Here is a 13,664-nt window from a genome sequence, read left to right on the forward strand (position 1 = left end):
TTCGCAAACTCGTAAACTCAATCCCACTCATGTGTTCCTATAACGGGGCCTCTCGGCCCCGGTTTTTTTTTGCCTCGCGATTTGACAGGCCCGAACCGCGCGACATAGTTTCGCGACGATTCGGAGTACGGCGGATGGAATCGCGAAGGCATCTCCTGAATACACACCACTTCAGCTCGCCCCGTTCATCCTTTGCGATGATCGGCCCGCTTCCTGAATCAAGGGGATTTTCCGGCACAAAGCTGGGATCTCGTTGCCAAAGGAAAGGGCACTTCCGAGACGCAGTAGCGTCGGACCAATTCCCGACCCGAACCCGAACGACGTGACCCGCGCGTCGTGTGCTTTTGAGGTCGAGTCGGATACTGGCGGGAGAAGGACAAGCCCATGTTGGTTGGACTGAAACGGATTTCCAAGGCACTCGGCCTCCTGGCCGGCGTCGCCGCGTCGACCCAGGGACAGGCGTTGGCTCAGAGTCCCAACCAGACGACCGCTAACGCAGTCGCTGGGGCCCTCAGAGCGAGCCAGGCCCTTTCCGGATATCGCATTGAGATCGAGACCCGCGACGGTATCGTTACCCTCAGTGGTAAGGTTGCCACCCCGGCCCAGAAAGCCGAAGCGGTCGCTCGGGTTCAAGGGGTTCCGGGCGTTGTCGCAGTGAGCGATCAACTGAGGTTGGCCGGCGACAGCCGCGTTCAGCCGGTGCAGTACCAGCCGCAAGTCGCGATGGGGGGGCGTCACAACCGCTTCGGGAATGTGGCTGGTGCCGGTGGCGGCGAGATCATCTATGACGGCGGTGCCGGTGGCGCCGGTGCCGGTGGCTTCTCGAACGGCCCCATCAATGACGGTGGACCGCTTCCCGAAGGGCCAGCCGGAGCACCGGGTGCCACCCAGGCAGCCGTCCCGGGGCAGCCGAACTACGCGTGGCCCAGCTACGCTCCCTATCCCAACTACTCCGCGGTCGGCTACCCGACCGTCTACCCCTGGCAGGCCTGGCCGAACATCGGCCCGCCCCACCCGTATCCCGAAGTGCCCCTCGACTGGCGAGCGGTCACCCTCCGCTGGGATGACGGCCTGTGGTGGCTCGACTTCAAGAAGCACTACACCCGGCCGTTCTTCACCCCGTACCCGTTCGGCCTGTTCGCTTACTGAGTTGGGCTAGGATCGGCAACGATCCTAAGTCCACCACAACACCGAAGAGTCGGCAGGATTCCGTCCTGCCGGCTCTTCGGTCGTTTGATGACCACGGAAAATCGCCCGGTTTTCGACACAGAAAGACTGTAGAAACGCCCCCGCTAATACGAGGAAGTCTATTGCAAGAGGAATTTGCGCCCCAGCAAGGAAATTCCTCACACATCGCGCTATCCTCGTTCGATAACTAAGCCACATGGGCCGGTCAGTCGATTCGACACGACGCCGAATCGATCGGTCATCAGCGCCGACTCAACGAACCCGGCGCCGAGGCCGGTAGGGCAGGATGGCCCGCCGGCGCGTTCGCGCAAGTTCCATGGAGGGGAGATCCAATGACCCAATTCGCGCGGCATCGGGGCCCGATTACCCCGCGCTGGGTTCGCGGGATTCTGACGGGAGCCTTGTTGGCGGTTGTTGCCACGTGCAACAGCGGTTGCGGCTTGTCCTACGTATTCCGGAACATTTCACCCCTGCGTCCGACCGGCTGGTCGTTCGCATGGCCGATCCTGCCGTCACAACAGCAACGGCTCGAACGAGATATGGAACGCGAGGAAGCGGATCGCGTCCCGATTCTCGACCCGATCGTGGGCGAATTCGCACCGGCGACTTGCCTCGATCCGCCCAGCGAACAGGAAGTCTGGAACAAGGTCAGCAAGTTCAAGAACGGATCGCCGCCGTTCTACGAGACCCAGAGAAACAACGTTCGGTTCCTGATCGAGAAGATTGGCGACAAGATCGACCCCTGCAAGGTCTATCCCCTCGCCGGACCGTGCCAGCTCGTCCACTGCCACTACAAGTGCACTGTCTACTTCGACGAAGCTTACTGGTCCGACTACCCGATTCCGTTCAATCACGTCGACCATCGGGTCGAGGTCGTCTACATCGACAAGGATCACCTCCGCCGCTGCGGTGGTCCCCCCGTCGCGACGACCCCTCCTTGATATCGGACCGACTGATGCGATCGAGACAGCAGGTCTGATTCGCTGATCGCTCAACGCAAATGCCCCGGAATGTCGGATCGCCCAACCAGGCACCGATGTTCCGGGGCTTTTTCCGATTTTCCCAGACGACGCTTTGAATCGCGATCAGCCGGGATTTCAAGGTTCGATCCCGAAGTCACTCCGCCTCGAAGAACGGAAAGAGCCGTTTCAGCTCAGCCTCGTTGGGCTGGGTTCCGTATTCGCACACCTCGAAAGCCTCGGCCGTTTTAACCGCCTTGCCTTTTTCCGGGCCGAGTTCCTTGACCAACTTATCGCGAAAGCGATCGGCGAGCGCACCGTAGCGCTGGATCGCCCGTTTCCGGGTCCAGTCGAGCCGTTCGGCTTTACCGGACGGAACCTGATCGAGATAGCCGGACAGCCAAGGGTTCCATTCGTAAAATTGGGATCCGAGGGCGTCAATCGCGCGGACTTTCTGATCAAGCGTCGAATCGATCGGGACAACGACGTCGGGCTGGAACGGATTCGGCTTCTTGAAATCATCCTCGGTGTAAAGGAAGACCGGATTCTTCCTCAGAGCCGGCACGTCAGGGCAAAAGCTCGGGACGATCACCATGAACGCGGCATCCTGGACAAGGACTCCCGTGTAGCGATGGTCCGGATGATAGTCGTTGGGCCGGTGGGAGATGACGACGTCGGCCTGCCACTCGCGGATCTTCCTGGTGAAGGTCCGTCGGTTCTCGAGCGTCGGCAACAGCTCGCCATCATGGATATCGAGAACTTCAGACGTGATTCCAAGGATCTTAGCGCACTCCTGGACCTCGGCCGCGCGACGGCGAGCCAGGATCGCACCAGCCATCTCGTGGTGGCCAATATCGCCATTGGTGGCGCTGACGAACTTGACCTTGTGACCGAGCTTGGCCCAACGAGCGGCAACGCCCCCCGCCTCGAGCTCGCAATCATCGGGATGGGCGCCGAACACGATGATCCGAAGCGGCCGGTCATTCTCGGCAGCCCAGAGATTCGTGACACAAGAAGTGGCCGCAACCAGGGCGGGAAACGCAAAGCGGAGCCATCGGCGCATCGATCAAAACTCCTTCGGAAATGCGGGAGTGGACCCGAGATAGGGAGTGTGCCTCAGACGTTTCTATCCGTCACCGGTTCGCGAGTCGAACGAAAAGCCGAATGTCACGGCTCGACTCCGATGTTTGAACCATCGCAAACCGAACGGAAAGAGAGCCGATCACCAACGAGTTTAAGTGCCCTATCCACGTCGAGACGCCTCCTCCTGTCTCAAGAGAATTGTGTTGACTCGGGAATGGGTCCGGTTCGGCCAGTCAAATGCTTGCCGAACAGGGAAAAAAGGCCGTAGAATCGATAGGATGAGTACACGGCTCGGAACTCTCGCATTAATCGGTCTCCTGGCACCTTTGGGCGGGGGACCGGCACGCGCCGCTGAGCCTCCACCTCGACCAGATTGGTCGGGGATGCTGCAACACCCCGATGGACGGCGGCTCCCTGGAAAAATCCTGGTCGACGACGCGCCGATCGTTCGGTTTGCAGGCGAAGGAAACAATGCTGCCGCAACACCGCTCGAGAAAGGGGCCGTGGTCACTTTTGAAGGATCAGGCCCCGATCCGACCGCCGGTTCTCCTCCGTTCCGGGTCGACCTCGGTCTCGGCCGGAGGATTTCGGGACGGCTCGGGCTCGTGGACGGGAAGCAAGTCCGCCTCGACGAAAGCTCGGCCGGAGGGGGCGTGACGATCGCTCGACCAGGGGTCCGCTCGGTCGTGCAACGCCGGGGTGAGATGCAAATTTTCGACGACGGATTCGAGGCATTGAACGGCAAGCGCTGGACCTTGATTGGCGACCCCGAAATCGCCAACGAGCCGCGGGTCGCCGGCGAACACAGCCTACGCATTCCGGCAGGGGGAACTTCCGTTACTCGCCGCCTGGACGAACCGGTGGCGGCCGGACGTCTCGAGCTCGCTTTTCACGACAGTGGGACTATTGAGCCGGATCAGCAGTGCTTCGTCGACCTCCTGTTCCGAAGCCCGGCCGACCCCGAAACGGTCCGCGTCATCCTGGGCTGGTCGGAAGAAAGCCTCTCGGTCGAGTCTCCCGGCGGCCCGGCGCTTGCAGTACAGCGGCTCGCCCGAAAAGCGGGCTGGCATCGTTTGAGCATCCGCTTCGGCCCGGAGCAAACCGAGATCGCCGTCGACGGCAATGACCTGGCCCACGGCAAAGGGCCGGGCGGCTCCCTCGTCGAAATCCGGCTCGCCAGTCGCAACGCAAGCCGAGGACCAGCGCCCAACGGCCTCAAAACCTACTTCGATGACCTCCGCCTGGTTCGATTCTCCGAGGGAGGGACAGGTCTGGAAGTTGATCCCACCCAGGACGAAATCCGCCTCTCCGGCGGTGACCAAATCTTTGGAACGATCGTGCAAGCCGACGCAGGCCTGGTCAAGCTGCAGGTTGATCCCAAAGAGATTCAGCTTCCCTGGAGCGAAGTCTCGGGGCTCCAGTTCCGGCGGATCGCCGGACAGGCGGAGCCAATCGAGGGAACCTGGCTCCGCATCGATTGGCGAGCCGCACCAGGGGACGACCCCCTCGACCTAGACCGGGTCGAGGGCGCCTTGGTCGGTCTCACCACCGACGGTCTGACGCTCGAAGTTCCCTACGCGGGGCGATTCACGGTCTCACGCAACCGATTGCGGCGGCTTGAGGTTCTCGGTCGCGGCCGAAGAATCGTCGTCGACGCAACCGCGCACCACCTCGGAAATGAGATCGTCGCAAGCCCACTCCCACTCGATCCACCCCAACCGGAGGGACGTACGCTGGAACGCTCGATCGAACTCGCCGACATTCCTCCCCAGGCATCTTTTCTGAGTCTCGACGTGGTGCAAGTGGCCGGCGAAAGCGCCGGACTTCCCTTCTTCAGGGAGGTCAAGAACGGTGAGATCAGAACCACGGTCTCCATCAACGACCACACCTTCGACTACCTGAACCGCCACGTCACATCCAAGAACGAGACGCCCGAGCGCATTCTCCTGCCGATTCCCGAGGGCCTGCTCCATGCCGGGCACAACACGCTCCGAATCGATCAGAATGGGACTAAGCTCGATCCGAACTATCTGGACGATCTTGGTATCCTTGAGATCGCCATCGAATTTCCCCACGATCGAGCGGTGCCGGCCGCAACCGAGAAGCCGTGAGATCCCCCCTTGAAGACTTTGACTCGAAGCCTGGTTCGACACGCCCATGCGATCGCCCGAGAGGTCGGTGCGCGGGTTATTCTGCTTTACGCCGATGTGGTTGAGAACGACCAAAACCTTGCTGACCTGATCCAGGACGTAGATTTCCGCGTCATCCTGGTCTCCCGCCGCGCGGGGTTTCAGGCACCGCCAGGGTGGGAAGACCTATGCGCCATCGTCCGCGTCCCCGACATCACGATGACTCGCGCGGGCCAGGTCAAGGTAGCAACCCTGGTCGCCGCCGCCGAAAACCTGCTCCGGGCGGGCGATCGGATCGTCTGCCTAACGGGCATCGATGGGTCGGGAACCATTGACATGATCATTGTGCTCGACCTCGGCGTCGAGCTCGAGATGTTTGGCGACTCGGCCGCCGACCCGCTTCCTCTCGACGTCACGCCCGCAGTCTTCGAGCGCTTGCTCACGCTGGCCAGCGAACTCAGTCTCGAAGGGCGCGAAGGCCGCCCGGTGGGAACCTTGTTCGTCGTAGGCGATAGCGAGCGAGTGCTCGCCCAGAGCCGACAGCTCGTGATGAATCCGTTCCACGGCTATCCCGAGGGGGAGCGAAACATCCTCGACCCCCGTCTCGAAGAGACGATCAAGGAATTCTCAGCCATCGACGGATCGTTTATCGTCCGAGGAGACGGCGTCATCCTGAGCGCGGGGCGTTATCTCGCTCCTCAAGCCAAGCTTGATGAGCCGTTGCCCCAGGGGCTCGGGACACGGCATGAAGCGGCGGCGGCGATCACGGTCACATCCACGGCAATCGCACTCTGCATCTCGCAGTCGACAGGCACCATCTCGATCTTCAAACGAGGCCGCCTGCTGACCGACATCGTCAAACCGAGAAGCCACTCGTCCGATGGGCTTTGACGACCCCGTTCGGAAAGGTCGTCAAAGCCATCGAGTGCGAGAACGAGGGCCGTCCGCCAGCGTGGATCAACGGCCCTTGTTGATCTGGTCGAAGTAGCCTCGAATATGCTTCTCGACGTTCTTGGGAACCTTCTGGTTCGTCAGGGCCTCGGCCGACAGTCCTTCCGTCGTGGCCATCTCCCCTTGGATATCGATGACGCTCTGCCCCTTCAGCGGGTCGCCCGTCGGGCCATAACCTTTGAGAACCGCCTTCCCCTTGCCGACCTGCTGCTTGACCTTGGCGGTGTAGGTGTTGGTGTCGTCAGGCGCCTCGGGCCGATCCCCTTGCCCACGTCCGCGCCCCGACCCTTGCCCCATGCCTCGACGATTCCCGTCACCCATGCCCATCATATTTGAGAGGTTGTCTCCAAGCTGGTTCGCTTGGTCACCGGCCATCCCATTTTTGGCCTCTTGGAGCTCGGCCAGGGCACCGTCGAGTGATTCCATCTCCTGGATTTGGCTGGCCATCTCGTTGAGTTGCTTCTGAGTGACCCCCATGGCGGCGGCCGCCTTCTCAAGGTCCCCCTTTTGGAGTTGCTCGCCCGCCTGACCAAGCTTGGAGGCCAGTTTCTGGAGTTGCTGTAAACCCTTCGACTGCTCTTCGAGCTTGGCCATTTCCTGCTTGAACTGTTCTTCAGAGAGGCCACCATTCTTGCGTGCTTCCTCGAGTTGCTGCTTGCGCTGGTCGAGATTGGCAAGCTTCTCGAGTTGCTTGGACATCTCCTTGAGCTGCTCCTGAAGACCCTTCTTGTCGGCCTCGGTCATCTTGCCTGACTTGAGTTTCTCCTGGATCTTCTTGAACTCTTCGGCAGCCTTCTGAAAGTCACCCTTGGCCATATCGCGGGCAAAATCGTCGGCTGGCCCGCTACTGGCCATCTGCTTGAGTTGCTGGAGTTGCCGATCGATTTGCTCGGGTGAGCCCAGTTTTTTCTGGCGTTCCTTCACCGCGTCGGTCAGCTTGTTGAGTTCGACGAGAGCCTTGTCTTTCTGCGCAGGGGGAGCTTTCGCGAGATCCTCCGCAGCCTTCTCGATCTCCGCCAAAAGCTTCTCGGCTTCGGCGAACTTCCCCTTATCGAGTTCTTTCCGCTGGCTCGCGATTTTCTTCCCCAACGCCTTGGTCTGCTCGACCACCAGCTTCTTCTCGATCAGGTCCGAGGGTTTCGCCAAGGCTCGCTTCTGAAGCAAGGGTTCCACGAACATCAAACCCAGGGCCAACGCCGCCGGAATCAAAGGAACCCAGGCGGTCCGAGGCAGAGTCGGCGCAAACTCCACGTTGATATTGAGATCCCCCACATGGCGGATCGCATCAGCGACGAGAGCTTGCCCGGCGGGGGTCGCCTTCAACGATTCAGGAAGCGTGAGCGCGGTGCTTAATCGCTCGTTGAGGTGGAAGACGCGATCGATCGCGACCGCAGCATCCACGCGACTTGGGCCACTGAAGAGCGCGATCAACGCGGCTACGAGAAATCCAGCTCCCCCCGCGATCGCGAACGGTATCCAGTCCGCGCCGGGCAAGGGCCGGTTGGCGAACTTCTCCACCGCAATCGCGATGGCGACAACCAGCAACGCGACCCCCCAGCACCAGACCAGGGCCGAGAGGAACCGCTGAAAGCGCATCCGACGCCAGACCCGCCCGATCGGCTTCTCAAGCTCATTCACAGCAAGGCCCTCCGTCGCAGAAATGCATTGCTCCGACGAACGTCATTGCCCCAAGTATAGTGGCCGCGAGCCGGACTCGCAAGTGGATTCAACGAATGGATTCGGATACAAATTTCCGGCGATTCGGTCTCAAACGTCCGCCAACGCGGGTCTCACTCCAAGCCGACTGCCATCGCAACGCATATCAATAGGGACGACAATTGCAAAAACATTCACGCATAGAGTGAGGGTGGACACGGCCCCCAACCTTCTGTGATCTCCCACCGGAAAAGACGGGAAGCCGAAGCTCCCCGCCCCTCTGCTCAAGCCGATTCCATAGTGGGCCGCACCCACTCTGCAAAATAGACTCGCATCAATGAATCAGTTGCTCGTCGACTTCTGAGCTTGTCGATAGATCTCTGAGGCCGCCGCCAATCCCGCACCCGGGGCCAAGGCGCTCCCGAGATCGCGCAAGCAGGTTTCCAGGGCCGCGAGCAACAAGGTCACGTTGGCCTGGCGTGAGTTGTGCCCCATCAAGCCGATCCGCCAGGCCTTCCCCTTGAGGGAGCCGAGACCACCTCCGACCTCGATCCCCCAGTCGTTCAAGAGGCGCCGCCGCACGGCCATGTCGTCGATTCCATCGGGAATCTGAGCGCAGGTGAGCTGCGGAAGTTGATGGCCGGCGACGGTGACCAGGCCAATTCCCATGGCGGCCAGCCCGGCCTTCAAGGCATTTGCATTCAATGCATGGCGAGCGTGTCGGGCTTCGAGGCCCTCTTCAACGACCAGGGCAAGCGCCTCGCGGAACGCGAAGTTCATGCTGATCGGCGCAGTGTGATGGTAGACGCGGTCGCTCCCCCAGTACTTCTGGATCATCGACATGTCGAGATACCAGCTTTGCACCTTCGTTTTCCGGTTGGCGATCAACTCGGCGGCCCGAGGGCTGAATGAGACCGGGGAAAGACCCGGCGGGCAGCTCAGGCATTTCTGGGTCCCTGAATAGACCGCGTCGATCCCCCACTCGTCGATCTTGACCGGTACGCCACCGAGCGAGGTCACCGCGTCGATCGCGATGAAGGCCCCCGCCTCGTGAGCGATCCGGGCAATCTCTTCGACCGGCTGCCAGGCCCCGGTCGAGGTCTCGGCATGGACGATTCCAACCACCTTCGGACCGACTCGTTTGACGGCGGCCCTGACCTCCTCCGGATCAAAGACTTCGCCGTACGGGCGTTCGATGACCGTGACTTTGGCCCCCGCACGTTCGGCAACGTCGACCATCCGGCTTCCGAAGACCCCGTTGACGCAAACGAGCATCGAGTCGCCCGGCTCGATCAGGTTGACGACGACCGCCTCCATCCCAGCCGAGCCTGTGCCCGAGACAGCCAGCGTCAGCCGATTCTCGGTCTGAAAGACGTAGCGGAGCAGGTTCTGCGTTTCGTCCATCAAGGCGATGAACTCGGGGTCCATATGCCCGAGCAAAGGCAGACCGAGGGCGGCCAAGACTCTCGGGTGAACATCGCTGGGGCCAGGTCCCAGGAGGAGCCGAGCGGACGGACTGAGCGGTGACGGAGGCGCGGGGCGTTCGATTCCGGACACTAGAGAGGCTCCTCGTTTAATGTTCACCCTTGGTCAAGCCGGGTTGCTGAAACGACTTGACCAACTCGCTGATCGCTTTGAATTCGGGCCGATCCGAGCGTTCGGTCCACTCGAAGAGGACCGCCTCGGTCGTCGTCAGAACCACGCCCGCCGCTTCGAGGCGGCGGAGCGCGAATTTCCAATCCATCGTCGTCCGCGACGCAACGGCATCCGCGGGGACTTGCACGGTAAAACCAAGTTTGAGCAATTCGAGCGCCGTCTGCGCAATGCAGACGTGCGCTTCGATTCCGACCAGCGTGATGTGCTTGACGTGCCGTCCATAGAGCTGTTCGAGAATCTGGGGGACCGCACAGCAATGGAACGTCGTCTTGGAGTGACGCTCCGGGATCAGTGTCGCCAGTTCATAGACAGTCGGCCCGAGCCCTTCGGGGTATTGCTCGGTAGCCCAAAATGGCAACTTGAGGATCCCTGCGGCACGGACCAGACGGATCGCATTGGCGATCACCAGGTCACGGTACTTGATCCGCGCCATCAGCTTCTCTTGGACATCGACGACAAGCAGGGCGCCGTTCTGTCCGGTGAGGCGTTCGGTGAAACGCATTGACCAGCGCTCCAGCGGCAAGATCGTTTCGAGGGAAGGGGCTTGAGCGATGCTAGTGGGCGAATCGAGACCTTGTCAAGCCGCACGATGGACTTGCCCGGAATCGTGCCAAGGCACGCGGTCCGGGTCACAAACTCGATCCGGCTCGTGACTTGGACGCCAGGAAACCGAAGCGATTGCCACGGGCGTCCTCAGCAGCATTTGACGACCCCAAACCGGACCGCCCGAGGAAAAAAGGACCGAATCGACGGACAAAGTCTCCAACACAAGGGGGGCGATTGAGCGTAAGACGAGGAATGGATGGAGCCAAAGCGTTCGCCAACGAGCGGGATTGTGGTGTGGATAAGGCATCACAAGAGGGATTCTCAACGTCAGTCGTGTGCTCGACTTGCCCGAATTAGGGGAGACGTTGTAGGATGGGGAATCTTGAGCCGGTATGGAGCGGCCCCTCGGCGCGGGGCCGGACGTGCCGTGAGTTAGCGGGAGCGACACGTGTGGCGGGCAAGCCTCGACTTTTAGTTATCGAGCGCGACAGTCACCTCGGTTCGTCGCCGCGCGAGCAACTGGCACAGTGCTACGAGATCGTCACCGCTCGGACGATGGCGCGTGCCCTTGTCTTACTTCGGGACCAGGAATTCGACGGAGTTTACGTCGATACGGCCCAGTTGACGGCGGTCCGCTGGGCGGGCGTGCTGATCCAGGCGGAAGAGATTCTCGACGCAATCGCCGATGGCGTGGCGATCGTCGATCCCGACCTCCGTGTGATCTGGGCCAACCCTGAATTTCACTCGCTCGCCGATCAGGCGGTCGAGACGATCGGCGGCAAGTTCTACCGGGCGCTGGGCAATCCCGAGGTGATCGGCCCCGACCCTTGCCCGTTCACCTCCGCCGTGGCGTCGAAGACTCCCGCGAGCACCGTCCTGAGAATCGGGGCCAACCGCTATCTTCGAGTCACCGTCACGCCCGTCTTCGACTCGTCCCAAAGTCTCACCCAGTTGATCGCGCTGACCCGTGACATCACCGACGAGACGCAGCAGCAGTTGAAGGTCAACGCGATCCACAAGGCAGGGGATGAGCTCGCCGACCTGACTCCCGAGGAATTGTCGGAACTGGGGGTCGAAGAGCGGACCGATCTGCTCAAGTACAACATCACGCGGCACATGAAGGACCTGCTCGGTCTCGACTTCATCGAGATTCGCCTGCTCGACCGTGCCACCGGAATGCTCATTCCGCTTCTGACCGAAGGGATGACACCGAGCGCAGCCAACCGCGAACTCTTTGCACGCAAAGAGAATAACGGGGTGACCGGCTTCGTGGCGGCGACCGGTCAGAGCTATCTTTGTCCGGACACCACGCACGATCCGCTCTACCTGGAAGGGGCCGCCGGAGCGCGCAGCTCACTGACCGTCCCCTTGATCTACCACGGCACGGTGATCGGGACGCTCAACGTCGAGAATGCACGGTCGAATGCGTTCGACGAGCGCGACCGGCAATTCCTCGAGATCTATGCAAGGAACGTCGCCTCGGCCTTGAACACGCTCGACCTGCTCCAGGCCGAGAAGTTCAGCGCGGCGACCGCATCGGTCGAAGCGATCAGCCGTGAGTTGGCCATCCCCCTCGACGATATCCTCAACGATGCGACGACGGTGCTCGACCGCTACGCCGGGCACGACGACGATATCATCGCTCGCCTTCGGCACCTCCTCGTCCGTGCCCGCGAGATTCGGAGCCTGATCCACAAAGTGGGCTCATCGATCGCGCCCGAACCGAAACGAAGCACGCCACGCCCCGCACCTCGGCTCTCGAGCGCTCGCCTCCTGGTGGTCGATGCCGACGAGTCGATCCGCAAGTCGGCCCATCATCTTTTGGGATCGCACGGGGCCATTGTCGAAACCGCGCGTGACGCCCACGAGGCCATCGCCCTGGCCAGGCAGACGCCTTATGCCGCAGCGCTCGTCGATATCCGCCTCCCGGACCTCGACGGGTTTGAGACATACCGCCGCCTCCGCGAGGTTCAACCGGGGGTTCCCATCATCCTCATGACCGGGTTTGGCTGGGATCCCGCGCACTCGATCGTCAAAGCACGTCAGGAGGGTTTGCAAACCGTGCTTTATAAACCTTTCCGTGCCGACCGGCTCATGGAGGCCGTCGAGCAAGCGCTCCGCCCGTCGAATCCGACAGCCGCACAGAACCCACCACCGCCCCCGCAACAATCAACGCCTCTCCCGCCCCCACTTCCTTTAGACAGCCAGGCCGACGCCCTGGATTCCTCTCCTCCCAAGGCCACCGTTCATGATTCTTAACTGGTCGCTCGCAGGATTGGTGGCGATCGGCCACGTGGGGATCTTCGTCTACCTCACCAACCTGCTCCACGGCGTCGGGATCATGCCTCCGTCAAGGGAACGGGTGGGAAAAGTCCACCTGTCGATGGGCCTCCTCGTCTCGGGAGCCCTGGCCTGGGAGTTCTTTCAAGGGAGTGGAACCTACTGGTCATGGCCGATCCGCGGGTACGCGCTGCTCTGTCTCGTGGTCGCTTTGATCGGGATTCCCGTCTGTTCGCTGCTCATCCATCGTCGACGAATTCCCGATGGCATCGCTGAGCATACGTCGGACATCGACCTTGCCCATCGCTTGGGAAAAGAAAACCTGATTGGCTCCGGGCGTCACTCCTGGCTCTTGAGAATCAAGGGCAATGACTCGTTCCGCCTGCGCAAACGGGAATGGACGGTGACCGTCCCGACGCTACCGGCCGTCTGGGACGGTCTCAGTATCGTGCAGGTCAGCGACCTCCACTTCGCCCCTTGCTTCCAACAACGGTTCTTCGAGCATATCGCCGACGAAGCGGCCGAGTGGCCCGCCGACCTGGTCGTCTTCACGGGAGACCTGATCGACCACGACCTCGCACTCGACTGGATCGTCCCCGTCATGTCACGGCTGAGCGGCCGCCTGGGAACCTTTTCCATCCTGGGTAACCACGACTTCGACCATCGCCCCACGGATGTCCAGAAGCGACTCGAAGAGGCAGGGTTTGTTGATGTCGAGGGGATCTGGACCCAGCTCAAAATCGAGGGCATGACCCTGGCGCTGGGAGGAACGTCCACTCCCTGGGGACCGAAACTCGACCTCAACGCCGCCCCCGACGCCGACTTCCGCCTCTTCCTGAGCCACTCGCCCGACCAGTTTCCAGGCGCAGTGGAATCAGGGATCGACCTGATGCTCTCCGGGCATAACCACGGCGGCCAGATCCGTCTGCCCGGAATCGGCCCCGTCTTCATGCCGAGCCGCTACTCCCGACACTTCGATCGAGGCTACTTCCGCTCGGGCCGAACTCTGCTGCACGTCAGCCAGGGTGTGGCGGGCAAGCACCCGATCCGGTTTGGCTGCATTCCCGAGATCAGCCGACTCGTCCTTCGTGTCGGCCACGAAAGTTCCCTCTCCTCATCGACCCCACAGAACGCACGCCTTTCGCAGGATGCCACTCCTCGCATTTTCAGCTCGAGCGATTGATTTTCACTCGGGCTGAAAATGAACTGAGCGAGG

General features: G+C 61.4%; 10 protein-coding genes. 6 read left to right on the forward strand and 4 right to left on the reverse strand.

Translation table 11 applies throughout. The annotated features are described in order from the left end of the window. Positions 1-384: 384 nt before the first annotated feature. Complete coding sequence (locus SINAC_RS12760) at positions 385-1,149, forward strand: BON domain-containing protein (RefSeq protein ID WP_015246055.1); 765 nt, start codon at positions 385-387, stop codon at positions 1,147-1,149. A 371-nt stretch (positions 1,150-1,520) separates the two neighbouring features. After that, the gene (locus tag SINAC_RS12765) at positions 1,521-2,129 is read left to right on the forward strand and encodes a hypothetical protein (RefSeq protein ID WP_015246056.1); all 609 of its coding nucleotides are present in this window, start codon (positions 1,521-1,523) and stop codon (positions 2,127-2,129) included. Between the two features lie 175 nt (positions 2,130-2,304). Here the strand turns inward: SINAC_RS12765 and SINAC_RS12770 are convergent, their stop codons facing one another. After that, positions 2,305-3,210, reverse strand: coding sequence for a PIG-L deacetylase family protein (locus SINAC_RS12770; RefSeq protein ID WP_015246057.1), 906 nt, complete (start codon positions 3,208-3,210; stop codon positions 2,305-2,307). A 403-nt stretch (positions 3,211-3,613) separates the two neighbouring features. Here SINAC_RS12770 and SINAC_RS12775 point away from each other — a divergent pair, with 403 nt between their 5' ends. Together SINAC_RS12775 and SINAC_RS12780 are read left to right on the forward strand one after the other, a co-directional pair. Then, a complete protein-coding gene (locus SINAC_RS12775) occupies positions 3,614-5,341 on the forward strand; it encodes a hypothetical protein (RefSeq protein WP_015246059.1) in 1,728 nt (575 codons plus the stop codon). Between the two features lie 9 nt (positions 5,342-5,350). After that, positions 5,351-6,250, forward strand: coding sequence for a DNA integrity scanning protein DisA nucleotide-binding domain protein (locus SINAC_RS12780; RefSeq protein ID WP_015246060.1), 900 nt, complete (start codon positions 5,351-5,353; stop codon positions 6,248-6,250). A gap of 66 nt (positions 6,251-6,316) precedes the next feature. On the opposite strand, the gene SINAC_RS12785 is transcribed toward SINAC_RS12780, so the two are convergent. The 3 genes from SINAC_RS12785 to SINAC_RS12795 form a co-directional block, all read right to left on the reverse strand. Next, positions 6,317-7,948 (reverse strand): coiled-coil domain-containing protein, encoded by a 1,632-nt coding sequence (locus SINAC_RS12785; RefSeq protein WP_015246061.1) that lies wholly within the window; start codon positions 7,946-7,948, stop codon positions 6,317-6,319. 360 nt (positions 7,949-8,308) lie between these two features. Continuing rightward, positions 8,309-9,523, reverse strand: coding sequence for a pyridoxal-phosphate-dependent aminotransferase family protein (locus SINAC_RS12790; RefSeq protein WP_015246062.1), 1,215 nt, complete (start codon positions 9,521-9,523; stop codon positions 8,309-8,311). Between the two features lie 16 nt (positions 9,524-9,539). Further along, positions 9,540-10,124, reverse strand: a complete 585-nt coding sequence (locus tag SINAC_RS12795) for a hydrolase (RefSeq protein WP_015246063.1) — start codon at positions 10,122-10,124, stop codon at positions 9,540-9,542. Between the two features lie 416 nt (positions 10,125-10,540). On the opposite strand from SINAC_RS12795, the gene SINAC_RS12800 reads away from it, so the two are divergent. After that, a complete protein-coding gene (locus SINAC_RS12800; protein ID WP_015246064.1) occupies positions 10,541-12,427 on the forward strand; it encodes a response regulator in 1,887 nt (628 codons plus the stop codon). Continuing rightward, positions 12,417-13,631, forward strand: coding sequence for a metallophosphoesterase (locus SINAC_RS12805; RefSeq protein WP_015246065.1), 1,215 nt, complete (start codon positions 12,417-12,419; stop codon positions 13,629-13,631). Before SINAC_RS12800 ends, SINAC_RS12805 begins: the two co-directional genes overlap by 11 nt. The last annotated feature ends 33 nt before the right edge of the window (positions 13,632-13,664 follow it).

Source organism: Singulisphaera acidiphila DSM 18658 (assembly GCF_000242455.2).
Classification (GTDB): domain Bacteria; phylum Planctomycetota; class Planctomycetia; order Isosphaerales; family Isosphaeraceae; genus Singulisphaera; species Singulisphaera acidiphila.

Bases quoted from the DNA above. Each gene is read 5' to 3' on its own strand.
- SINAC_RS12760 (WP_015246055.1), top strand. From the start codon at position 385: ATGTTGGTTGGACTGAAACGGATTTCCAAGGCACTCGGCCTCCTGGCC.
- SINAC_RS12765 (WP_015246056.1), top strand. From the start codon at position 1,521: ATGACCCAATTCGCGCGGCATCGGGGCCCGATTACCCCGCGCTGGGTT.
- SINAC_RS12770 (WP_015246057.1), bottom strand. From the start codon at position 3,210: ATGCGCCGATGGCTCCGCTTTGCGTTTCCCGCCCTGGTTGCGGCCACT.
- SINAC_RS12775 (WP_015246059.1), top strand. From the start codon at position 3,614: ATGCTGCAACACCCCGATGGACGGCGGCTCCCTGGAAAAATCCTGGTC.
- SINAC_RS12795 (WP_015246063.1), bottom strand. From the start codon at position 10,124: ATGCGTTTCACCGAACGCCTCACCGGACAGAACGGCGCCCTGCTTGTC.
- SINAC_RS12800 (WP_015246064.1), top strand. From the start codon at position 10,541: ATGGGGAATCTTGAGCCGGTATGGAGCGGCCCCTCGGCGCGGGGCCGG.
- SINAC_RS12805 (WP_015246065.1), top strand. From the start codon at position 12,417: ATGATTCTTAACTGGTCGCTCGCAGGATTGGTGGCGATCGGCCACGTG.